The organism is Arthrobacter rhamnosi, assembly GCF_054510975.1.
In genome coordinates this window covers 12,989-33,967 of record NZ_JBTNDN010000006.1, presented here as the reverse complement: position 1 = coordinate 33,967, position 20,979 = coordinate 12,989, and the positions used below count along the sequence as shown (strand labels likewise).

Below are 20,979 nucleotides of genomic sequence, written 5' to 3'. Positions count from 1 at the left end.
CTTTACGCCTGCCACGCACATTTGGCGATAGCGCGGCAGCTGTGGTGTAGTTATATGCGTTCCACGGGGCTCCGAGAGGCGCCTCCTGCGGGGATGTAGCTTAATGGTAAAGCCTCAGTCTTCCAAACTGATTACGCGGGTTCGATTCCCGTCATCCCCTCTCCTCCGGGCCGTCAGGTCCGCATCACCCGGACATCGCTCCGGGTGATTGTTCTTTAAGCCCCCGAGGGGTGCGGAGCATCAGTCGGCCTGGCACTGCGGGCACCAGTAGACGTTGCGTGCCGCCATCTCCGCCGTGAGGATTGGTGTCCCGCAGCGGCGGCACGGCTCGCCCGTGCGCTTGTAGACGTAGTGGGGCGCGGACGCCTTCGGCCTGCCGCCGCGCGCTTCCGCCGTCGTCGTGATGATGCGTCCCTCACGGACGCCGTCCTTCATCAGCCGCACCGTGTCCGCCCAGATGCCGGCCACCTCGTCCTCCCGCAACTGCCTGCCCGGCCGCCAGGGAGAGATGCCCTGCAGGAAGAGCACCTCCGCTCGGTAGACGTTCCCGATGCCTGCGATGACCGCCTGGTTCATGAGCTGGATGCCGATGGGGCTGCTGCTGGACAGGACCCTGCGTGCGAAGAGCCCGTCGTCCGACCGCGGCTGCAGCGGGTCCGGTCCCAGCCGGGTGCGCGCTGCCGCTTCCTCCGCGGGCGTGATGACCTCGCAGGCCGTGGGGCCGCGGAGGTCCGCCCAGCCGTGGGCGGACACGAGCCGGACCCTGACGGCGCCGACCGGTTCCGGCGGTCCTGCGTACCCTCCGTCCGCATCACCGTTCCCGGACGGCTGCTCCGACTCCCCGATCCTCCGCGGCGCCCCGATGCTCGAGGCGCCGCGGAACGTCGCGTCACCCCCGAAACTCCACGCGCCGTACAGCCCCAGATGGACGCGCAGCACCCGGTCGTTGTCGAACCGCAGGAACAGCTGCTTGCCATGGGCGAGCGCGCCGACCAGGGTGGCGCCGTCGAGCTGCTCGGCTCCGGCGGCGAAGCGTCCCTGCGGGCTGGACACCGCCAACCTCTCGCCGACGAAGACGGAGGTGAACTGCTTCGCCAGCCGGTGGACCGAATGGCCCTCAGGCAATGCTGCCCGTCTCCTCGAAACGCGCGATCTGAGCGATCCTGCGGCTGTGCCGCTCGGCGCCGCTGAACGGCTCGGCGAGGAACGCCTCGATGAGGGTGGTCGCCTCCTCCACGGAGTGCTGTCGTCCGCCGACGGCGATGACGTTCGCGTCGTTGTGCTGCCGCGCGAGGCGCGCCGTGTCCAGGTTCCAGGCGAGCGCCGCCCGGACCCCGTGCACCTTGTTCGCCGCGATCTGCTCGCCGTTCCCGGACCCGCCGAGGACGATGCCGAGCGCTTCGGTGCCCGCCGCACGGTCGGCGACGACGGCGCGTGCTGCGTCGATGCAGAAGGAGGGGTAGTCGTCCTCGGGATCGTAGGACGTGGGGCCGTGGTCGACGACGTCGTGCCCTGCCGCTGTGAGGTGCGCGAGCAGGTGGGCGCTCAGCTCCATGCCGGCGTGGTCGGTGGCGAGGTGGACGCGCATGGCGATCGATTCCTTCGGGTGGCGCCGGGAGGAACCGGCGGTGGCTGGGGACGTCTGCGGAGCAGGACCTTCCCAGCCTAGTCCGACCGGTGGGGACCCGACGAAGCGCGGGACGCCCGGCAGGCGGGGGGCGGAGTGAGAGAATACGAAACGCCGCGGTCCCGCGCGCGTACCCGCAACCCACCCTGGAGGCGATCCTTGCCCGGTCTGAACCTGACGCGCGACGAAGCACGCACACGCGCCGATCTGCTCACCGTCCACTCCTACGAGGTCACCCTCGACCTGACGCGGGGCGACCGCGTGTTCGGGTCCACGACGGTCGTCTCCTTCGCCGCGGAGCAGGGCGCGTCGACGTTCATCGACGCCGTAGCGGACGCCGTGCACCGCGTCGAGCTGAACGGCGTGGAACTGGATCCTGCGGAGGTGGCCGACGGCGTGCGGATCCAGCTTCCGGTGCTGGCTACGAGCAACACCCTCGTGGTCGAGGCCGACATGCTGTACATGAACACCGGTGAAGGCCTCCACCGCTTCACGGACCCCGTCGACGGTGAGGTCTACCTCTACACCCAGTTCGAGGTCCCCGACTCGCGCCGGGTCTTCGCCGTCTTCGAGCAGCCGGACCTGAAGTCCACGTTCCGTTTCTCGGTGACCGCGCCGTCGCACTGGGACGTCATCTCCAACATGCCCACGCCCGAGCCCGTGCCGGCCGGCCCGGCCGAGGGCGCCGGGAACTCCACCTGGTACTTCGAGCCCACGCCGACGATGTCCTCCTACGTGACCGCGCTCATCGCCGGCCCGTACCAGTCCGTCCGCAGCGAGCTCACGAGCTCCGACGGACGGACCATCCCGCTGGGTGTCTTCGCCCGCAAGTCGCTCATGCAGTACATGGACGCCGAGAACATCTTCGCGCTGACCCGGCAGGGCTTCGAGTTCTACGAGCGGCAGTTCGGCACGCCGTACCCCTTCGGGAAGTACGACCAGCTCTTCGTCCCCGAGTTCAACGCCGGCGCGATGGAGAACGCGGGTGCGGTCACCTTCGTCGAGACCTACGTGTTCCGCTCCCGCGTGCCCGACGCGACCGTCGAGCGGCGAGCCATCACGATCCTGCACGAACTGGCCCACATGTGGTTCGGCGACCTCGTGACGATGCGCTGGTGGAACGACCTGTGGCTGAACGAGTCCTTCGCCGAGTTCATGTCCACCCTCGCCGCCGCCGAGGCGACGGAGTTCGAGCAGGCCTGGACCACCTTCGCGATCCTGGAGAAGGGCTGGGCCTACCGCCAAGACCAGCTGCCCTCCACCCACCCCATCGTGGCGCAGATCAAGGACCTCGAGGACGTGCAGGTCAACTTCGACGGCATCACCTATGCGAAGGGCGCCTCGGTGCTCAAGCAACTGGTGGCCTGGGTGGGCCAGGACCGTTTCATGGAGGGCGTGCGCCAGTACTTCGCCAAGCACTCGTGGAAGAACACCGAACTCGTCGACCTCCTGTCGGAGCTCGAGGCCGCAAGCGGCCGGGACCTGAAGGCGTGGTCGGCCCTGTGGCTCGAGACCGCCGGGGTCAACACGCTGAGCCCCGAGTTCACGACGGACGACGACGGCACCATCACCTCGTTCGCCATCCGGCAGACGGCCGTCGAGGCGTTCCCCACGCTCCGCCCGCACCGCCTCGCCGTCGGCTTCTACGACCTCGACCGGGGCGCCCTCGTCCGCACGCATCGTCTCGAACTCGACGTCGACGGCGAACGGACGGAGGTGCCGGACCTCGTGGGACGCACGCAGCCCGCGCTCGTCCTGCTGAACGACGACGACCTCGCCTACGCGAAGATCCGCCTCGACCCGGCCTCCCTGAAGACCTCCGTGCTGCACGTGAAGGACTTCCGGGACTCCCTCCCCCGCACGCTCGTCCTCGCCTCGGCGTGGGACGCGGCGCGCGACGGCGAGACGCCCGCGCGGGACTACGTGGAGCTGGTGCTGCAGAACATCGGCGCGGAGTCGGACTCGTCCGTCGTCCTCGTCCTGCTCCGGCAGCTCGCCTCCGCGCTCGCGTTCTACGTCCGTCCCGAGGACCGTGACGCGATGGCCGAAGCCGCTGCCGACCGCCTCCTCGGCCTCGCCCTCGCCGCGGACGCAGGCTCCGATGCGCAGCTGCAGTTCACGAAGGCCTTCTCGGCACACGCCCGCACGGCGTCCCAGCTGGACACCGTCGAGGCGATGCTGAACGGCGAGCGCGTGCCCGAGGGCATCACCGTGGACCAGGACCTGCGGTGGGAGCTGCTGACCAGCCTGGTGGTGGGAGGGCGCGTCGGCGAGGCAGCGATCGACGCCGAACTGGCGCGCGACTCGACGGCGACCGGAGCGCTCGCGGCAGCAGCGGCACGGGCCGCCCTGCCGACGGTGCACGCCAAGGAGGCGGCCTGGGCCGCGCTCGTCGACTCGACCGACCTGCCGAACGCCACCCAGCGGTCCATGATCGCGGGCTTCACGCGCGTCCACGACCGCTCCCTCCTCGAGCCCTTCGTGGAGCGGTACTTCGCCTCGGTGCAGGACGTCTGGGCCACCCGTACGCACGAGATCGCCCAGCAGATCGTCGTGGGTCTCTACCCCTCGCTCCTGACGACCCAGGACACGCTGGACCGGACCGACGCCTTCCTTGCAGCGCTCGGCGACTCCTCCCCCTCGCTCCGGAGGCTGATCCTGGAAAGCCGGGACGGCGTCGAGCGCGCCCGGAAGGCGCAGGCTGCCGACCGGTAGTCCGCCCGGTGCAGGAACGGGGGAATACCCCGTTACTGCACCGGGACGGCGGCGCTCCGGTACTAGGTTTGGAGCATGAACCTGCACAGCTACTCGGCCCGGATCCGCTGGACGGGCAACCTCGGCTCGGGGACCTCCGGCTACCGGTCCTACAGCCGCGACCACGAGATCGAGGTCGAGGGCCCCGGGCTCCTCGCCGGCACCGCCGATCCCACGTTCCACGGGTCGAAGGACCGGTGGAATCCCGAGCAGCTGCTGCTGACCGCCGTCGCGCAGTGCCACATGCTGTCCTACCTGCACGTCGCGGTGAAGGCAGGCGTGGTCGTCACCGGTTACCGGGACAGCGCAACGGGCACCCTGCGGCTCAACAGGGACGGCAGCGGCGAATTCACCGGCATCCTGCTGCAGCCGCACGTCGACCTGGCGGACGCCGGGCAGGGCGCGCTGGCCGATTCCCTGCATGCCGAGGCGAACCGGCTGTGCTTCATCGCCCGGTCGGTGAACTTCCCGATCCAGCACGAGCCCACGTCGGCCGGTCCCGCGACATCGTAGGGCAGGCCCCGCTCGACGCCCGCGGGCGCGACCGTCCGCTGTAGCCTGTTAAGGCGTCTCCGCGCTGGTCGGCGGTCCCGAGGACCGGCAGATGATCGACCACGACGGAACCCCGGGCGCCTGCATGAAAGCGACACCATGACATTCCTTTCCTCCCTCGGCTACGGCGGCCAGGTCCTCGGCGCGGTGATCATCCTGATCGCCGCCTTCCTCCTGTGGCTCGTGGTCCGCCACCTGATCACGCGGTCGGTCAAACGCGTCCAGAACGGCTACAGCGTCTTCAAGAAACCGCACTTCAAGTGGGCGCAACCCGCGCTCCGCCCGTTCGACAGCGCGCGGCGCGTACAGCGAGCCGAGACGATCGGTGGCCTGATCTCGAGCATCGCTGCCGTGACGATCGCCACCGTCGCCGTCCTCATGGCCATCGAGTCGCTCGGCTTCAACATCGGGCCCATCCTGGCCAGTGTCGGGATCGTCGGCATCGCGATCGGTTTCGGGGCACGGGAAGTGATCCGGGATGCCTTCCTCGGGTTCTTCATCACGATCGAGGACCAGTACGGCATCGGTGACACCATCGAGGTCGGCGACACGGTGGGGGTCGTGCAGTCGCTCGGCCTGCGGATCACCCGCATGGTCGACGTGAACGGGGCCATCTGGTACGTCCGCAACGGAGACATCACCAAGGTCGGCAACAGGTCGCAGGGCGACTACGTAGAACCGCCGTCGGAACCGGCAACGCCCGCTCCGGCGGCAGTGGAAGGACACGCATGAACGCGCAGGATCCAAGCGGCGCTCGTCCCGGCGACGGCGGCTCCCAGGGCGGCCTCCCCGCCCCGGCCGGCCAGCTCCCCGTGCAGGCCGCCGGCGCCAGGAGTGCGCTGCCCGTCGAACGGCTCGTCGCAGCCGGACAGGGCTTCACCCAGCCGCAGTACACGGACAACTTCTACGAGACCGTGGGCGGTCACGCCACCTTCGTGAAGCTCGTCGACGCCTTCTACGACGGGGTCGCAGGCGACGACGTCCTGCGGCCGATGTATCCGGAGGAGGACCTCGGTCCGGCGAAGGAGCGCCTGCTGCTCTTCCTCGAGCAGTACTGGGGCGGGCCGAAGACCTACGGCGAGCAGCGCGGACACCCGAGGCTGCGCATGCGCCATATGCCGTTCCGCGTCGGACCCCAGGCGAGGGACCACTGGCTGCAGCACATGCGCGCCGCGGTGGACACCCTCGGCCTCGCCCCCCTGCATGAGGCCACGCTGTGGGACTACCTCGACCGCGCCGCCCACTCGATGGTGAACGCGGCAGACTGAGGATCCGACCCGGCGACAACCGGCTCGTCGGGTACCGCAGTCGTTCCGGCAGCACGGCGTACGACGCCGGAGGCTGCGCGCGGACTCATCGGACGATGGTGAAGTTGTCGACGAGGCTGCCCGACGGGTCGATCGCCCTGCCGACGAGGCGGTCCTCGTAGACCAGCAGGTCGACGTAGTGCAGCGTGGAACTGCTCACCGCTGTGAAGTCCCGGCTTCCGGTCGAGCGCACTTTCGCGCCCGCTCCCGAGATGACATAGGTGACGCCGTCCTGGGGTGTCGAACGCTGGTAGTCGTGGTCGTGGCCGGCCAGTACCAGCGGCACGTGCGCTGCGGCGAACAGGGGACTCCACGCGTCGCGAACGGCCCGGTTGGACCCGTGGCGGCCGGCGGAGTACGCCGGGTGGTGCATCGCGACCACCGTCCAGGTTCCCGGGGACTGTCCATCGGCCAGCGTCGCGCGGAGCCACCGCGTCTGTTCCTCGTCCTCCACGCGCGTGGAATCCAGCACGATGACCCGTAACGGGCCCACCTGTTCGGCGTACCAGGGGCTCTGGCGGCCGAGCCGTTCGAGGATCTGCTGCTGTGCACCCTCGAGGTAATCATGGTTCCCGAGCACGGGCAGCAGTTCGGCACCGCCGTCGAGGATCGGGGCGAACGGTTGGGAGACGAGGCGGTCGGTCAGCTCCGCTCCCCCGTCCTCGTAGATCAGGTCCCCGAGCAGGAGCAGCGCATCGTAGGGGAACTCCCCGCTCTCAGCGACCATGCGGTCGACGGTGGCGTATTCGGCCGCGTCTCCGGTCCCGGTGTCTCCGGCAATCGCCAGGCGCACCACGGGTGGCTCGTCAACCGGCGGGACCGGGCCGCCGGCGCCGGCGGCGGGCCGCTCCCGGGAGAAGAAGGACGCGGCAAATGCCGGCGGATACAGCACGACGAGAGCGAGAGCAGCACATGCCAGCACGAAGACTAGTCCCAGTCCCAGGATGATCGCGGCTCGCCGGGGCGCCATGGACCCAGTGTCCGCGGTGGACGCAGTGGGCGGAAGTCCCGCCATACCCATCAGCGACTCAGAGAATGGCAGCCGCACGCACCAGGACGTGGCCCCGGCCGGTACTGAGGCGGGACCAGCGGCCATTGGTGTGGACGGTCGCCTCCGCGCCGGGCTCGAGGAACCCCAGGCTGAAGGCCCCGAAGGCGGCTCCCGCCGGGACCGCTCCGGGAACCCCCGCCAGCGGACGTCCCCAGACCGCCGTGCGCGCACTGCTGACCAACGGCGCACCGGCACGCTCGGGGAGGCTCCGGGCGACCTCGCCGATGCCGTCCTTCGCCGCCTGCTCCAGGGCGTCCGACGGGACGGTCCCGGCGTGCGCCCAGCCGGAGCGCGGCGGAAGGATCCCTGCCCAGTTCTCCGCGACTGTGACGGTAGGGACGGGGAACTCGAGGTCGCCTTCGTGCATGCGCGCGAGCCTGTCGAGGACGGAGCCCAGCGAGACGGTGACGTCGACGTCGGCATCGCCCTCGAGTGCCATGGTCCGGAGCCCGAGCACCGTGGGGACGGCTTCTCCCAGCACGGTGGGGCGGAGGGTGCACACGTACGCCGCGAGGACGCGACCGACGGTGAGCAGGCGCATGCCGCCATCGTCATTGGCGCGCGCCCGGGCGGTGAACGTCTGGAGGTCCGCGACCGAAGCGGAGTCCGCGAAGCGCAGGGATGAGGATGCCATGCGTCCTACTTCCCGCGGGCGCGACGGAACGGGACGGCCGGGCCCGCCCAGGACGAAAGAATGTCCTTCTGGGGTCCGGACAGGCGCACGGGCCGCCCGGTGCTGCGGCTGACGAGCACCATGGTGGTCGCCGCGATCGCGCTGGTGGTGCTTCCTTCGGCGTCGACCTGGTCCCGGACGGCGTAGCCCAGGTCGAAGCTGGAGCCCCCTACCGCGGTCACCCAGAGATCGACGGCGGCCGGCGTCGTGCTGAAGTTCAGGGGCGCACGGTATTCGATCTCCTGTCGGCCCACGAGCGTGTAGTGGTCGGGGTCGATCAGGTCCAGGAAGGATCCTCCCGGCCGGGGCCGGCTCATCAGCAGCACGCGCGCGTCCTCGAGGAACTGGAGGAAGCGCACGTTGTTCACGTGGCCGTAGGAATCCTCGTCGCCGAACCGCAGCTGGAGGGGAAGGGTGTGCACCGGAGACATACGGCCATCCTCTCAAGATCTGCTTCCTGCGAGCCATTCCGCGCGCCCGCAGGGCACCGGGTGTGAGCAATGCCATCCGTCCGCCCGGCGCCGTGTTGAGCGAGACTGGGGCGGCGTCTACTGTCAGTACGTGCCAGGCGCCGCCTGCAGCGGCGCACCGCGACGCTCTTACCTGTCCACGAGGAGACATCGAACCATGGCAGACCATGCGCCATCAGCTGAAGCACCGGCAGGACAGCGGAGGAAGGACCCCACCGCGGCGCTCCTGGACCTCCTCGACCTGGGCAGCGCGGAGGGGGCACAGACGGACGAGGAGATCTTCGTCGGGACCTCGGCACGGCAGCCGGGCCGGCGCGTCTTCGGTGGCCAGGTGCTCGCGCAGTCGCTCATCGCGGCTATGCGTACCGTGGAGCCCAGCCGCGCCGTCCACTCGATGCACGGCTACTTCCTGCGCGCCGGCGACGCGGACCAGCCCATCACCTTCGGGGTGCAGCGCCTGCGCGACGGCCGGTCGTTCTCGGCCCGCCGCACGCATGCCTACCAGAACGGGGTGCCCATCCTGTCGATGATCGCGTCCTTCCAGGAGCCCGACGAGGGCATCACCCACCAGGACACGATGCCGGCCGGCGTGCCCGACCCCGAGAGCCTGCCGTCGACCGCCGAACTCCTCGGCGGCTTCGACCATCCGGTCGCCCAGGCCTGGGCCTTCGACCGACCGTTCGACATCCGGCACATCGATGCGCCGCTCTACCTGTCCAACGAGGGTTCGCGCGAACCGCGCAACGCGGTCTGGATGAAGAGCCTGGGGCCGATGCCCGACGACCCGAACCTGCACCGCGCCGCCCTGGCGTACGCGAGCGACTACACCCTGCTGGAGTCGATCCTGCGACCGCACGGCCTCACCTGGATCCAGCCCGGCATGAACGTCGCCAGCCTCGACCACGCCATGTGGTGGCATCGCCCGGTGCGCGTGGACGACTGGCTGCTGTACGTCCAGAGTTCGCCGAGCGCGTCCGGCGCGCGCGGGCTGGCCGCCGGACGCATCTACAACCGCAGCGGAGAGCTCGTGGCAAGCGTGGCGCAGGAGGGCATGGTCCGGGTCCCTCCTGCCTGAGGACGCTCGGCGGCACGCGTATCCGTCCCCGCGGACGGGGCGTCCCAGGACACGGGAAGGGGCACACGGCCAGCCGTGTGCCCCTTCCCGTTGTTCCGCTCCGGTTCCGGTCCGGTCGACCCTAGTCGCGCGTGAGGCGGCGGTGGGTGACGCGGTGCGGCTTGGCGGCATCGGGGCCGAGCCGTTCCACCTTGTTCTGCTCGTAGGCGTCGAAGTTGCCCTCGAACCAGTACCAGGTGTCCGGGTCCTCCTCGGTGCCCTCGTAGGACAGGATGTGCGTCGCGACCCGGTCGAGGAACCACCGGTCGTGCGACACGACGACGGCGCAGCCGGGGAATTCGAGCAGCGCGTTCTCCAGGCTCGAGAGCGTCTCGACGTCGAGGTCGTTGGTGGGCTCGTCGAGGAGCAACAGATTGCCGCCCTGCTTCAGGGTCAGTGCGAGGTTCAGGCGGTTGCGCTCACCACCGGAGAGCACACCGGCCTTCTTCTGCTGGTCCGGACCCTTGAAGCCGAAGGCCGAGACGTAGGCGCGGGACGGCATCTCGACCTGGCCGACCTGGATGAAGTCCAGCCCGTCGGACACGACCTCCCACAGCGACTTGTTCGGATCGATCCCGCCGCGCGACTGATCCACGTACGAGATCTTCACCGACTCGCCGATCCGCAGTTCGCCGCCGTCGAGGGGCTCGAGCCCCACGATGGTCTTGAACAGGGTGGTCTTGCCGACACCGTTCGGGCCGATGACACCGACGATTCCGTTGCGCGGCAGGGAGAAGGACAGTCCGTCGATGAGGATGCGGTCGTCGAAGCCCTTGCGCAGGTCGTGGGCCTCGATGACCTGGCTCCCGAGCCGTGGGCCCGGCGGGATCTGGATCTCCTCGAAATCGAGCTTCCGCGTACGCTCGGCCTCGGCGGCCATCTCCTCGTAGCGGTTCAGGCGTGCCTTGGACTTCGTCTGGCGTCCCTTGGCGTTGGAGCGGACCCACTCGAGCTCCTCGGTCAGGCGCTTCGAGAGCTTCTGGTCCTTCTTGCCCTGGACCTCGAGGCGCGCGCGCTTCTTCTCGAGGTAGGTGGAGTAGTTCCCCTCGTACGGGTACAGGTGACCGCGGTCCACTTCGGCGATCCATTCCGCGACGTGGTCGAGGAAGTACCGGTCGTGGGTGACGGCCAGGACGGCGCCCGCGTAGGAGGAGAGGTGCTGCTCCAGCCAGAGCACGCTCTCGGCGTCCAGGTGGTTGGTGGGCTCGTCGAGGAGCAGGAGGTCCGGCTTCTGCAGCAGCAGCTTGCAGAGCGCGACGCGGCGGCGCTCACCTCCGGACAGCACGCGGACGTCGGCATCCGCAGGCGGGCAGCGCAGCGCGTCCATGGCCTGCTCGAGCTGGGAGTCGAGGTCCCAGGCGTCGGCAGCGTCGATGGCCTCCTGGAGCTTGCCCATCTCGTCGAGCAGCGTGTCGTAATCCGCGTCCGGGCTGGCCATCTCTTCGGAGATCTCGTTGAACCGCTGGATCTTCCCGTAGATCTCCCCCACGCCCTCCTGGACGTTGCCGAGTACGGTCTTCTCCTCGTTCAGAGGCGGTTCCTGCAGGAGGATGCCGACCGTGTAGCCGGGGCTGAGGCGCGCTTCACCGTTCGAGGGGGTATCGAGGCCCGCCATGATCTTGAGGATGGTGGACTTACCGGCACCATTCGGTCCGACGACGCCGATCTTCGCGCCAGGGAAGAAGGACATGCTCACGTCGTCGAGGATTACTTTGTCGCCAACGGCCTTGCGGGCCTTGGTCATTGTGTAGATAAATTCCGCCATACACCTAAGGCTAGTGCTTGCCTAGCCCGATCTCACATTTGGCGGGCTCCGGACCCGGCCCGTCACGGCCGGGACGGTGTCCGGTGGAGCTGCTATCGCTGGTCGCCGACGAAACACAGGCCGGAGGCGAGCGCGGGAAGCACCGCCACGGACACGGCACCCTCGCGCACCTCCCCCACGATGCATGTTCCACCGGTGCGCCCGGCGCCCTGGATGGCGTCGACGTCGAGTCCTGTCGGCGTCCGATCGATCGACACCTCCACGTCCTCGGGCGCCGACCCGGCGTCGGCGAAGCCCTGCTCGATGGCACCTCGCACCTGGTCGCTCGACACCGAGTCCTGGCTCTCGGCCACCGTTCGCAGGGCGGCCTCGACGGCTGCCGCGATCCCTGGGGCGTCCGCCGCCGGCGATGAGGGCACCGCGGACGGCGCCGGCTCAGCATCGGCCGGCGCTGGTGCGGCCTCGGCCGGCTGTCCCGAAGCGGTGGCAGGGTCGGCCGCCGCGGCAGTCGGGGACAGGGCACTGCTGTCGGTCAGGGCATCCGGCGACGGTGCGGGTGATGCCGCACAGGAGGTGAGCGCGAGGGCAGCACCCGCCGCGAGCGCGGCGACGGTACGGCGCCAGGCGGGCGCCCGGTGCTGCGGCTTCGCGGGAGGGGCAGTGGTCACCCGTTCATCCTGCCACGCACGCGACATCCTGCCCCGCATCACACCGGCACCAGAACGGCGTCGAGCCGGCATCGAGCCGGCATCAGACCAGCGTCACACCAGTGCCGGGCCGGCATCCCGGTAAGGGCACCCGCGCGACGACGTCCTCGCTAGAACGGGGCGCCCGTTGCTTCGAGCAGTTCGTCGCGGTCCTTCGCGTCTTGCCCGATCCCGGCGCCGTCCCCTGCGTCATCCTCCGGCCCGGCCTCGCCGTCCGGGCCGAGACCGGGCCCGTCGCCGTACACCTCTCCGGTGGCGGTATCCACACCGTCCGGGACACCGGCGTCAGCGGGAAGGGCGGCCGCATGGTCGTCGGTGGCCGTCGGCGCCTCGCTCCGGTTGGCCGCCGTCCTGATGAAGTTCGCTGTGCCCCACATCAGGTCGTGGCCGGCAGTGTCGGCCTCGATCTCGACGGACGTGCCCGTCCGTCCGTCGGCGTTGCTCCACGGCCGCACCTTGAGACGCCCGGTGACGATCACGCGATCCCCCTTCTTGATGCTGGCTCCTGCGTTGGTCGCGAGCTGCCGGAACATCGAGACGGAGTACCAGTTCGTGTGGCCGTCCACCCATGTACCGGTTTCCCTGTCGAAGCGGCGCTCGGTGGAGCACATGCGGAAACCCGTGATGGCCAGGCCGCTCGATGCCACGGTCAGCCGCACCTCTGTGGCGACATAGCCCCGCACGGTGATGATGTCGGTCATGATCTGTCCTTCCGTTGCCGAGAGGGCGGCAATGCCTGCGGCCCGGCTCAAGTCTCGGTGCGGCGCCCGTAGCGGGGAGGGAGGGACCGTCCTATGTTGATAACCGCGTGGACGGCCCGACCGGACGGCCCTAGGTGAACAGCACAGGGAGTGGAAGTGGTGCAGGGGTACCAATCACCGCTTGAGGCGCACGGGCAACCGTTCCTAGCGTTGAGGTATGGACCCAGCGACACCTCCCCAGACCACCGGGACCGACGATCGCGTCATCGGCACCCTCAGCGAACTGGCCGACCTCGTGCAGGGCGCGGAGACGCTCTACCTCCGCTACTCATGCGGCTTCGAGGCGGACAGGGACTCGACCAGTGAGGACGGCGAAAGCGGGCTCGCCCTGCCGGGGCTGTCCGTCAACCCACTGACCCCCGAGCAGTGGTGGACGCGCCCGCTCGAGGACTGGCTGGCACGCCAGATCTGTCAGTACCGGCACCTGGCGGAGGAAGAGGAGAGATTTCCCTGGGTCCTGACGGGACGATGCGTGGGGCGGGGCCCTGACTGCGAGCCGCTCCTCACCGACGTGAAGCCGCTCGGCCGGCTGCACGAGGACCTTCTGCACGAGGCCGGGCGCGTGTACGACGAGAGATTCGATACCGGCAACCGCCCGTAGTCCGGCCGGACTCTCGGGTGGCCGGGCTCTCGGGGAACTGAGGGACGGAGAATGCAGAGGGCCGGACGCCTCGGCGTCCGGCCCTCATCCTGTGCCCCCGGCAGGATTCGAACCTGCGACCAGAGGATTAGAAGGCCCCTGCTCTATCCCCTGAGCTACGGAGGCATTTCCCCCAGTTTACTATGGCCGCTTCCACCTCTTCCGGAACCGCTCCCACCTACTCGTCGTCGTCGGCGAAACTCACCCTCAGCTCGAGGCGATGCTGGCCGTCCGGGTCCTGCGAATAGATGGCCTTGCCCGAGATGCCGCGGAGCCCGTCCGTGCCGGAACCCGGGATGATGTGGCCGGAGCTCGCCGCATCGGATCCCTCGGCGACCCCCCAGTGCTGGACAGTCATTGCGCCGGAGCGGTCCCCGATCGTCCCCACGAACTGTTCCGACGCCACATACCCCGCACCGATGTCGTTCCCCGCCATCAGCAGTTCCGCCGTGCTCGTCCCGCTGATGTCCCCTTCGAAGACCTTCGCGGCCCGGACCCGGGACAGTTCGCCGGTGCTGCCGGGCTCGGAATAGGTCTCGGCATCCCAGGCCGTGATCTCGAACTCGCCGCTGTACGTCGTCGTTCCTGTTTCAATCATCTGCTTAGTATTGCCGCTCGTCGCCGGTCCCGCATGCCGTTTCCGGACCGGTGTGCCGGCGTCAGTGCAATTGGCCCGGTGCCAGTGGCCGGTATCGACGCCGGAACAGGATCTTCGTACTGCGGTCGACGAAGACCAGGTAGAGCGCGAAGCCGAGGGCGACGACGGCTGCCACCTGGCGCGCCATCATGAGGCTGAAGTCGAAGTAGGGGAAGATGTCCAGCTGATCCGAGATCGCATAGACCATGAAGAAGGCAACGGTGAAGTAGAGGAACTTCACCTGCCAGTCCTCGCGTATCCCCGTGACGGCGAACAGCGGAATGAGCCAGACGACGTACCAGGACTGGATCATCGGTGAGAGGACGACGACGGCGGCGAAGGCGATGGCGAGCCTCCGGACAAGGCGGCTGTGGTCACCGCGGAAGATCTGCAGCGCGATGATCACCAGTGAGCCCAGGCGCGCGAGGGTATGGAACACGCTGGCGAGGTCCCACCCGTTCAGGCCGACCGCGTTGCCCAGCGTGGCGATGACCAGTCCGATGAAGCCGACCGGGGCGTACCAGATCCAGACGCTGCCGGGGGTGCTGAGCGCGCCGACCCAGCCGAACCCGAAGGTGTTCACGACGCCCATGATCCAGAGGATCCCGAGGGACAGCCCGGCGGTCAGGAACCAGTAGAGGAAGCGCCGTGGCCAGGAGGCTCCCCTGCCGGCCCACATCAGCCCCACGAAGGGTAGGAAGATCAGGGTGATCGGTTTGATCCCGACGGACAGGGTGATCAGCAGGATCCCGAGCACCGGGCGCTTCGTCGCAGCGCAGTACAGCCCTGCGAGCGCGAGGCCGATCATCAGCGAATCGTTGTGGATCGACGCAACGAAGTTGATGAGGAACAGCGGGTTGGCGACGGTCAGCCAGAGAGCGCGGTTCGCGTTGATCGAGTGGAGGGCGGCGAGCTTCGGAACGAAGTAGACGCAGAGCGCTACACCGATGAGGGCGACGACCCGGAACAGGATGATCGAGGTGTCGGGGTGCCCGCCGGTCACCCTGACGATGCCCTCCTCGATCCAGAGGAACACCGGACCGTACGGCGTGGGGCTCTGGGCCCAGAGGTCGTCGGCGCCGATTTGGAGGTAGTTCGAGATCTGGGAGTAGCCGTCCACGTAGGGGTTCAGCTTGGCGACCATGACCTGGCCCTGGGCTATGTAGGCGAAGACGTCCCGGCTGAACAGGGGCAGTGCCACGGCAAGCGGGATGGTCCAGGCGACTATGGCTTTCATCAGGTGCGGTCGGGTGTCGTCCGACCAGCCGTTGAGCCGCTGGCCCAGCCGGAGCCACGCCCGGATCAGGAGCATGCCACCCAGCGCCAGGAGCAGTACGGACAGCACAGCACCGGCGGGCTCGAAACGCAGCCAGATGATGACGGGGTTGCGCCGGAGCTCGGCGGACGCCAGCGACAGCCAGCCGACGCCGAGCGATCCCATCCACATCATCAGGGACCCGATGAATCCCTGGACGATCGCGACATGAGGACGGTTCGGCCCCGGCAACGTCTCGACCTCGGTGAGCGGGACCTGGGCGGCCATCTGGGGAATCCAATCGTCGGCAAGCAGAAGTCGGCGTGGAACGCCCATGTCCTCAGGCCGGTGACGCCGGGAGCTGAACGGCGGGAGCCCCGCGGTACGGCGCCCTTGCTGGAGGCAGCAGGGTTACCCAGATCTCCCCGCAGCCCTGAGCGAACTGTTCGAATATTAGCACCGGCCCCTGGTGCCGGCCGGGCAGCCGGGAGGCGAGCGGTCCCCGTCAGGAGCGTCGGACGGTCGGCGGGTCCACATCCGGACCGCGAGGGACCGCTAGGACCGCGGAGGACCGCGAGGGTCCGCATCTGGACGGCGGAGGACCGCGAAGAATGGGCGCGAGGGCGTCGGTACCGGACGGTACATTGGTCGAATGCCCATATCGAATGAACACATCGTCTGGATCGACTGCGAGATGACGGGGCTGGACCTCGCTCATGACGCCCTCATCGAAGTCGCCGTCCTCGTGACCGACGCCGAACTGAACATCCTGGGTGACGGTGTGGACGTCGTGATCAAGCCCACGCCCGAGGCCCTCGCGCAGATGGGTGACTTCGTACGGGAGATGCACACGACGTCGGGCCTGCTCGAGGAGCTCGACGGCGGCATCACCATGGCGGAGGCCGAGCAGCAGGTCCTGGACTACATCAGGAAGTGGGTGCCGGAGCCGAGGAAGGCGCAGCTGGCCGGCAACTCCGTCGGGACGGACCGCACCTTCCTCGTCCGCGACATGCCGCTCGTCGTCGATCACCTGCACTACCGCGTCATCGACGTGTCGACCATCAAGGAACTCGCTCGCCGCTGGTTCACGCGCGCCTACTTCCAGTCGCCCGCCAAGACGGGCGGACACCGCGCGCTCGGCGACATCGAGGATTCGATCCGGGAGCTGCGCTACTACCGCGCCGCGGTCTTCGTCCCCTCCCCCGGACCGGACTCGGCCACGAGCAAGGCCATCGCCCGCACGATCGTGCCCTGACCCTCCCCCGCAGGGTCCGGGACGGCGCCGTTGGCGCGGCGGTCCGAAGCACTCAAAAAAGTGTGTAAACTTGTATCCGCTGCCTTTCGCAGACAGCCTGGAGGAGGTAATCCACCGGGCCGGCCGCGAAGACACATGGTGGGTATAGCTCAGTTGGCAGAGCGCCTGGTTGTGGTCCAGGAGGTCGCGGGTTCAACCCCCGTTACTCACCCTCAGTCGTCAGGATGAATCCTGGCCACGTATGCCGCCCCGGAGATCATCCGGGGCGGCATACGCATTTCCGGCCCCAGCAAGCCCCAGCCCGGACGGCATGGTGCATACCCGCCTCCGGCTGACAGCAACGAAGGACCAAGACCATGGAACGCACGGTGTTCGAAGAGGATCACGAGCTTTTCCGGGACGTCGCCCGCGAGTTCAACGAGCGTGCCGTCGCTCCCCACTATGCGGGCTGGGACCAGCAGCACATGATGGACCGGTCCGTCTGGACCGCCGCGGGCGAGCAGGGCCTGCTCGGACTGGCCGTACCCGAGGAGTTCGGCGGCGCGGGGATGCCCGACTACCGCTTCCGCACCGTGCTCGACGAGGAGTTCGCCCGCAGCAACCACCTCGCCGTCGGGCTCGCCTTCCACCTGCACGACGACCTGGTCCTTCCGCACCTGCTGGCCCACGGGTCGGACGACCTCAAGGAGCGGTGGCTCCCGGGCATGGTGTCCGGCGAGATCGTGACCTCCTGCGCCTGGACCGAACCCGGAGCGGGCAGTGACCTGCGCGGGATCCGCACGAAAGCGGTGCGCGACGGCGACGACTGGCTGATCAGCGGGCAGAAGGTCTTCATCGGCAACGGCATCAGAGGGGACGCCTCCCTCGTGCTCGCCCGCACGGACGGCAGTTCCGGCCGCGGCTCCAGTGACTCCTTCTCCCTCTTTATGGTCCGCAAGGGCGAGGGCTACACACCCGGGCGCCAGCTGGACAAGATGGGCCTGCGGGCCTCCGACACTGCAGAACTGTTCTTCGACAACGTGAGGGTCCCGGGCGCCGACCTCGTCGGCGAGGTCGGCCAGGGCCTGCGCTACAGCCTCGAGCAGATCCCGCAGGGGCGCCTGGGCATCGCGGTCGCCTCCGCCGCCCTTTCAAGGGCGACCTACGAGCAGACCGTCCGGTACGTCACGGAGCGCAGCGCCTTCGGCGAGCGTGTGCTCGACTTCCAGAACACCCGTCACGTCCTCGCCGACGTCCTGACCGAGGTCGAGGTGACCGAGGCCTTCGTCGACCAGGCGGTGCTCGCGTTCAACGCGGGGACGCTGACGCCGACCGCCGCCGCGCAGGCCAAGCTGTGGGCGAGCGAGCGGGCCAAGTCCATCACGGACCGGTGCCTCCAGCTGCACGGCGGCTACGGCTACATCCTCGAATACCCGGTCTCGCAGGCCTTCCTGGCCGCACGGCTGCTGACCATCTTCGGTGGCACCAGCGAGATCATGCGCGAATCCATCGGCCGGTCGATCGCGGACCGGAGCACCCAGAACAGGTAGGTCCCATGACTGTCCACCCCATCACCATCACGGGCGAACCGGTCCTCCACCGGCGTGCCCAGCCGGTCGAGTCCTTCGACGACGAGCTGCGCGCCCTGATCGCCGACATGTTCGAGACCATGGACGTCGCCAATGGCGTGGGTCTCGCGGCCCCGCAGATCGGCGTGGGCCTGAGGATCTTCGTGTACGGCATGGAGAACGACGACGGCGTGGCGCCGCGTGGTGTCCTCGTCAATCCCACGCTCGTGACCTCCAAGATCCCCGGGTCGGACCCCGATCCCGAAGACGAGTCCGAGGGGTGCCTCTCCGTCCCCGGCCAGGCCTTCCCGCTCAAGCGTGCCGAGTGGACGCGGGTCTCCGGGTTCGACGGCGACGGCGCGCCCGTCGAGTTCGAGGCCACGGGATGGTTCGCCCGCTGCATGCAGCACGAGTACGACCACCTGGACGGGAAGCTCTACGTCGACCGCCTCAACAACCGGCAGGCGCGGAAGGCCGGTAAGGCGATGAAGAGCCACGGCTGGGGGGTGCCGGGACTCTCCTGGATGCCCGGCGTGGATCCGGACCCGTTCGGCCACTAGGACCGCCGGGGACATGCTCCGCCGCTCGTGCTGTGCTCCTGTCCTGGGCTGCTGTCCGGCCGGGTCGTGACCGGGTCCGTGCAGCGGCCGCGAGCGGGGATGTCGGATCAGGTGCTCTTCGAAGCCCCGAGCCGGGAGTCGGCGGCGGGAGCCTCGACGAGGTCCTCCAGGCGCCGGACGCCCCGCAGCGGCCCGAGCAGGGCCACGAGCGGGGCGGTGCATGCGATGACGACGCCGATCAGGACGGCCTCGCGGATCCCGACCATCTCCGCGAGGATGCCTGCGAGCAGGCTTGCCAGCGCGAGCATCCCCCAGCTCACCGTCCGGGAAGCCGCACCCAGCCGTCCCATCATCCCCGGCGGGCAGACGCGCTGCCGGAAGCTCGAGCCGACCACGATGTTCCAGGCAACGCTCGCTCCCATGGTGAACATGCCGAGGATTCCCCAGGCCATGCCCCACCCGGGTGTGATGATCAGCAGCGAGGCATAGCCGAACACGCCGGGCACCATTGACCAGCGCCACAGCGGACCCGAGCCGAACCGTTCCCCCATCCGGTTCGCCGTTACCCCGCCGACCGCTCCGCCGACGGATGCCGCCGCCAGCAGCAGCCCCAGCCAGACCTCCGACTCCCCCAGCGTCCTCAGGACCAGCAGGACGATCAGAGAGGCTGCGATGTTGCCGCCGAGGTTCCACAGGGCCGCATTGAAGAGGATGGCGCGCAGGGGCGCCGTGCTGAAGGTGTACCGGAGACCCTCGTACATCTCGCGCAGGACCCGCCGGTCGCTCTGGGGCTGCACCACCTCCGCGACGTCGAGGCGCTGGATGGCCACGAGGGAGACGATCGACGTCGCCAGCTGCACGACCAGGGTGTTCGACGCGCCTGCCGCGCTGGTGAGCCAGCCGGCTGCGGAGCGGCCGGCCGCGTCCGCCGCTGCGCCCGAGCCGGTGATGAGGCCGTTGCCCTCCATCAGCTCGTCCGCCGTGATGGCCTGCTGGACGAGGGCGGCATCCGCCAGCTGGAAGAACACGGACGTGATCCCTGCGACGAAGGCAGCACCGAACAGCAAAGGCGTGCTGAGGAATCCGAGCCAGTAGCCGACCGGCAGCAGGGCGAGCACGATCACGCGTACGACGAGCGATGCCAGCATCACCGGCTTCCGGGGTAGCCGGTCCACCCAGACGCCGATGACGAGCCCGAAGAGGAGCCAGGGCAGGAACGTCATGCCGGCGAGCGCCGCGACCTCGAAGTTGCTGGCATCGAGTTCGACCGCGGCGATGATCGGCAGAGCCACGGCTGCGACGGCATTGCCGAGCACTCCGGATGTACTGGAAACCATCAGGGCCCGGAAGTTCTGGTTGCGCACCAGAAGGTGTCTTCTCCCTGTACCCCCAGCGCTCATCCGATCACCCTAACGGAGGACGCGTAGGGATCCCTGCCGCATTCGACCACTTCTCGGCCTCACTTCCTCTGGTCTTGACGGTGGAGATCCCGCGGCTGATAATAGTTCGCTTTGGTAATAACTTGTCGCGCTGGCGGAAGTTCCCGGTTTCTCCCTTGGCTTAGCCCGTCCGCTGAGATTGCCGCGCGGCAAGGGTGAGCGGAAAATGGTTCATGGGAGGGTGTCCCGCGGTCGTTCCCCAGCAGTACCGCGGTCGATGCGCTTCCGAGGCGGCTATAGACGCCGGGCGGTCCCCCTACCTCTTGAGACCGGGTACGGGGGACCGTTTTCTGCCCGGCCTCGCGCCGCCCGACGTCGGGAACCACCGGTGCCTTCGGAAACCACCGGTGTGCGAGGTGAACGGGCCGGCCCGAAGCCCCAGCAGTATGCCGACCCGTTCGTTACCGTCGCAATTGCGTTTGAGACCTGCGGCGGTTCCCATAGGGTAGGCCGCCCGACGGCGCGGGACACCGCGCGACGCGCCGGGCGCGTACCAGAACCGTCACGGGGCGGAACCGTTCTCCGGGCGACGTCGGTCGCGACGCGCTCCCGCTGCGGTCCCTGCCGCTACACCTCACCCGCAAGAAAAGCCGCACTGCGCTCGGCGATGTCTCCCACCCGGGTCTGGAGACCGTGTTCCTCGGCGAGGTCGTTGACCGCCACGCCCAACAGGTCCACCTGGGGGGCCGGCAGCTCGCGAACCCCGTACAGCCACTCCTCCACCTCGTGCTCGCTGGCATCACCGGAGTCGGCGAAGTACGTCAGCCACAGTTCTTCCGGCGTCGCATGCATCAGGCGCATCATGACCGAGACGTCGCTCCGAAGTTCTGCTCCGGTTGTCATCGCTGCCCTCCTGTCGGCCCAG

The 20,979-nt window shown here is 68.7% G+C and carries 21 protein-coding genes and 3 tRNA genes; 11 read left to right on the top strand and 13 right to left on the bottom strand.

Annotation, left to right across the window (positions count from 1 at the left end; genetic code table 11):
• The first annotated feature begins 89 nt into the window (after positions 1-89).
• Positions 90-160, top strand: a tRNA-Gly gene (locus ACX80J_RS13595).
• An 80-nt stretch (positions 161-240) separates the two neighbouring features.
• On the opposite strand, the gene ACX80J_RS13590 is transcribed toward ACX80J_RS13595, so the two are convergent.
• The gene (locus ACX80J_RS13590) at positions 241-1,125 is read right to left on the bottom strand and encodes an Fpg/Nei family DNA glycosylase (RefSeq protein ID WP_459348142.1); all 885 of its coding nucleotides are present in this window, start codon (positions 1,123-1,125) and stop codon (positions 241-243) included.
• Positions 1,118-1,588, bottom strand: coding sequence for a ribose-5-phosphate isomerase (locus ACX80J_RS13585; RefSeq protein ID WP_459343306.1), 471 nt, complete (start codon positions 1,586-1,588; stop codon positions 1,118-1,120). Before ACX80J_RS13585 ends, ACX80J_RS13590 begins: the two co-directional genes overlap by 8 nt.
• 207 nt (positions 1,589-1,795) lie before the next feature.
• Between ACX80J_RS13585 and pepN the strand changes: the two genes are divergently transcribed.
• The 4 genes from pepN to ACX80J_RS13565 all read left to right on the top strand — a co-directional run bounded on the left by pepN (position 1,796) and on the right by ACX80J_RS13565 (position 6,201).
• On the top strand, positions 1,796-4,342 hold the full coding sequence (gene pepN, locus ACX80J_RS13580; protein ID WP_459348275.1) for an aminopeptidase N: 2,547 nt from the start codon (positions 1,796-1,798) through the stop codon (positions 4,340-4,342).
• A 75-nt stretch (positions 4,343-4,417) separates the two neighbouring features.
• On the top strand, positions 4,418-4,894 hold the full coding sequence (locus tag ACX80J_RS13575) for an OsmC family protein (RefSeq protein ID WP_459348141.1): 477 nt from the start codon (positions 4,418-4,420) through the stop codon (positions 4,892-4,894).
• A 138-nt stretch (positions 4,895-5,032) separates the two neighbouring features.
• On the top strand, positions 5,033-5,665 hold the full coding sequence (locus tag ACX80J_RS13570) for a mechanosensitive ion channel family protein (RefSeq protein ID WP_459348140.1): 633 nt from the start codon (positions 5,033-5,035) through the stop codon (positions 5,663-5,665).
• Positions 5,662-6,201 carry a globin gene (locus tag ACX80J_RS13565; RefSeq protein WP_459348139.1) on the top strand — a complete coding sequence of 180 codons (540 nt, stop codon included), beginning with the start codon at positions 5,662-5,664 and terminating at the stop codon, positions 6,199-6,201. Before ACX80J_RS13570 ends, ACX80J_RS13565 begins: the two co-directional genes overlap by 4 nt.
• An 85-nt stretch (positions 6,202-6,286) precedes the next feature.
• Here ACX80J_RS13565 and ACX80J_RS13560 read toward each other — a convergent pair whose 3' ends face one another.
• The 3 genes from ACX80J_RS13560 to ACX80J_RS13550 are packed head-to-tail and all read right to left on the bottom strand — an operon-like array spanning position 6,287 to position 8,395.
• Positions 6,287-7,210, bottom strand: a complete 924-nt coding sequence (locus ACX80J_RS13560) for a metallophosphoesterase family protein (RefSeq protein ID WP_459348138.1) — start codon at positions 7,208-7,210, stop codon at positions 6,287-6,289.
• A 58-nt stretch (positions 7,211-7,268) separates the two neighbouring features.
• Positions 7,269-7,925, bottom strand: a complete 657-nt coding sequence (locus tag ACX80J_RS13555; protein ID WP_459348137.1) for a hypothetical protein — start codon at positions 7,923-7,925, stop codon at positions 7,269-7,271.
• A 5-nt stretch (positions 7,926-7,930) separates the two neighbouring features.
• Positions 7,931-8,395, bottom strand: a complete 465-nt coding sequence (locus tag ACX80J_RS13550) for an acyl-CoA thioesterase (RefSeq protein ID WP_459348136.1) — start codon at positions 8,393-8,395, stop codon at positions 7,931-7,933.
• A 196-nt stretch (positions 8,396-8,591) separates the two neighbouring features.
• Between ACX80J_RS13550 and tesB the strand changes: the two genes are divergently transcribed.
• Positions 8,592-9,509: an acyl-CoA thioesterase II gene (tesB, locus tag ACX80J_RS13545; RefSeq protein WP_459343312.1), complete on the top strand. Its 918-nt coding sequence runs from the start codon at positions 8,592-8,594 to the stop codon at positions 9,507-9,509.
• A gap of 121 nt (positions 9,510-9,630) precedes the next feature.
• On the opposite strand, the gene ettA is transcribed toward tesB, so the two are convergent.
• From ettA to ACX80J_RS13530, 3 genes are all read right to left on the bottom strand, one after another.
• Entirely contained in the window at positions 9,631-11,313 is a 1,683-nt protein-coding gene (ettA, locus tag ACX80J_RS13540) for an energy-dependent translational throttle protein EttA (RefSeq protein ID WP_459343313.1), read from the bottom strand.
• 92 nt (positions 11,314-11,405) lie between these two features.
• Positions 11,406-11,981: a DUF6993 domain-containing protein gene (locus ACX80J_RS13535; RefSeq protein WP_459348135.1), complete on the bottom strand. Its 576-nt coding sequence runs from the start codon at positions 11,979-11,981 to the stop codon at positions 11,406-11,408.
• A 149-nt stretch (positions 11,982-12,130) separates the two neighbouring features.
• Positions 12,131-12,721, bottom strand: a complete 591-nt coding sequence (locus tag ACX80J_RS13530) for a single-stranded DNA-binding protein (protein WP_459343315.1) — start codon at positions 12,719-12,721, stop codon at positions 12,131-12,133.
• 217 nt (positions 12,722-12,938) lie between these two features.
• On the opposite strand from ACX80J_RS13530, the gene ACX80J_RS13525 reads away from it, so the two are divergent.
• Positions 12,939-13,382 (top strand): DUF6098 family protein, encoded by a 444-nt coding sequence (locus ACX80J_RS13525; RefSeq protein WP_459348134.1) that lies wholly within the window; start codon positions 12,939-12,941, stop codon positions 13,380-13,382.
• 92 nt (positions 13,383-13,474) lie between these two features.
• Here the strand turns inward: ACX80J_RS13525 and ACX80J_RS13520 are convergent.
• The 3 genes from ACX80J_RS13520 to mptB form a co-directional block, all read right to left on the bottom strand.
• Positions 13,475-13,547, bottom strand: a tRNA-Arg gene (locus tag ACX80J_RS13520).
• Positions 13,548-13,599: 52 nt separating this feature from the next.
• A complete protein-coding gene (locus ACX80J_RS13515; RefSeq protein ID WP_459343337.1) occupies positions 13,600-14,019 on the bottom strand; it encodes a DUF3224 domain-containing protein in 420 nt (139 codons plus the stop codon).
• Positions 14,020-14,080: 61 nt separating this feature from the next.
• Complete coding sequence (gene mptB / locus ACX80J_RS13510) at positions 14,081-15,601, bottom strand: polyprenol phosphomannose-dependent alpha 1,6 mannosyltransferase MptB (protein ID WP_459348133.1); 1,521 nt, start codon at positions 15,599-15,601, stop codon at positions 14,081-14,083.
• Positions 15,602-15,965: 364 nt separating this feature from the next.
• On the opposite strand from mptB, the gene orn reads away from it, so the two are divergent.
• From orn to def, 4 genes are all read left to right on the top strand, one after another.
• Positions 15,966-16,568 (top strand): oligoribonuclease, encoded by a 603-nt coding sequence (gene orn, locus ACX80J_RS13505; protein ID WP_459343339.1) that lies wholly within the window; start codon positions 15,966-15,968, stop codon positions 16,566-16,568.
• 138 nt (positions 16,569-16,706) lie between these two features.
• A tRNA-His gene (locus tag ACX80J_RS13500) sits at positions 16,707-16,779 on the top strand.
• Positions 16,780-16,924: 145 nt separating this feature from the next.
• Complete coding sequence (locus ACX80J_RS13495; protein WP_459348132.1) at positions 16,925-18,097, top strand: acyl-CoA dehydrogenase family protein; 1,173 nt, start codon at positions 16,925-16,927, stop codon at positions 18,095-18,097.
• Between the two features lie 5 nt (positions 18,098-18,102).
• A complete protein-coding gene (def, locus tag ACX80J_RS13490) occupies positions 18,103-18,675 on the top strand; it encodes a peptide deformylase (protein ID WP_459348131.1) in 573 nt (190 codons plus the stop codon).
• A 107-nt stretch (positions 18,676-18,782) separates the two neighbouring features.
• On the opposite strand, the gene ACX80J_RS13485 is transcribed toward def, so the two are convergent.
• Both ACX80J_RS13485 and ACX80J_RS13480 read right to left on the bottom strand, forming a co-directional pair.
• Positions 18,783-20,039 (bottom strand): MFS transporter, encoded by a 1,257-nt coding sequence (locus tag ACX80J_RS13485; RefSeq protein WP_459348130.1) that lies wholly within the window; start codon positions 20,037-20,039, stop codon positions 18,783-18,785.
• A gap of 642 nt (positions 20,040-20,681) precedes the next feature.
• Positions 20,682-20,957 carry a hypothetical protein gene (locus tag ACX80J_RS13480; protein WP_459348129.1) on the bottom strand — a complete coding sequence of 92 codons (276 nt, stop codon included), beginning with the start codon at positions 20,955-20,957 and terminating at the stop codon, positions 20,682-20,684.
• Between the last annotated feature and the right edge of the window lie 22 nt (positions 20,958-20,979).

Bases quoted from the DNA above. Each gene is read 5' to 3' on its own strand.
- mptB (WP_459348133.1), bottom strand. From the start codon at position 15,601: ATGGCCGCCCAGGTCCCGCTCACCGAGGTCGAGACGTTGCCGGGGCCG.
- tesB (WP_459343312.1), top strand. From the start codon at position 8,592: ATGGCAGACCATGCGCCATCAGCTGAAGCACCGGCAGGACAGCGGAGG.
- ACX80J_RS13525 (WP_459348134.1), top strand. From the start codon at position 12,939: ATGGACCCAGCGACACCTCCCCAGACCACCGGGACCGACGATCGCGTC.
- ACX80J_RS13585 (WP_459343306.1), bottom strand. From the start codon at position 1,588: ATGCGCGTCCACCTCGCCACCGACCACGCCGGCATGGAGCTGAGCGCC.
- ACX80J_RS13530 (WP_459343315.1), bottom strand. From the start codon at position 12,721: ATGACCGACATCATCACCGTGCGGGGCTATGTCGCCACAGAGGTGCGG.
- ACX80J_RS13570 (WP_459348140.1), top strand. From the start codon at position 5,033: ATGACATTCCTTTCCTCCCTCGGCTACGGCGGCCAGGTCCTCGGCGCG.
- ACX80J_RS13550 (WP_459348136.1), bottom strand. From the start codon at position 8,395: ATGTCTCCGGTGCACACCCTTCCCCTCCAGCTGCGGTTCGGCGACGAG.
- ACX80J_RS13495 (WP_459348132.1), top strand. From the start codon at position 16,925: ATGGAACGCACGGTGTTCGAAGAGGATCACGAGCTTTTCCGGGACGTC.
- ACX80J_RS13515 (WP_459343337.1), bottom strand. From the start codon at position 14,019: ATGATTGAAACAGGAACGACGACGTACAGCGGCGAGTTCGAGATCACG.
- orn (WP_459343339.1), top strand. From the start codon at position 15,966: ATGCCCATATCGAATGAACACATCGTCTGGATCGACTGCGAGATGACG.
- def (WP_459348131.1), top strand. From the start codon at position 18,103: ATGACTGTCCACCCCATCACCATCACGGGCGAACCGGTCCTCCACCGG.
- ACX80J_RS13560 (WP_459348138.1), bottom strand. From the start codon at position 7,210: ATGGCGCCCCGGCGAGCCGCGATCATCCTGGGACTGGGACTAGTCTTC.
- ettA (WP_459343313.1), bottom strand. From the start codon at position 11,313: ATGGCGGAATTTATCTACACAATGACCAAGGCCCGCAAGGCCGTTGGC.
- ACX80J_RS13555 (WP_459348137.1), bottom strand. From the start codon at position 7,925: ATGGCATCCTCATCCCTGCGCTTCGCGGACTCCGCTTCGGTCGCGGAC.
- ACX80J_RS13565 (WP_459348139.1), top strand. From the start codon at position 5,662: ATGAACGCGCAGGATCCAAGCGGCGCTCGTCCCGGCGACGGCGGCTCC.
- ACX80J_RS13480 (WP_459348129.1), bottom strand. From the start codon at position 20,957: ATGACAACCGGAGCAGAACTTCGGAGCGACGTCTCGGTCATGATGCGC.
- ACX80J_RS13575 (WP_459348141.1), top strand. From the start codon at position 4,418: ATGAACCTGCACAGCTACTCGGCCCGGATCCGCTGGACGGGCAACCTC.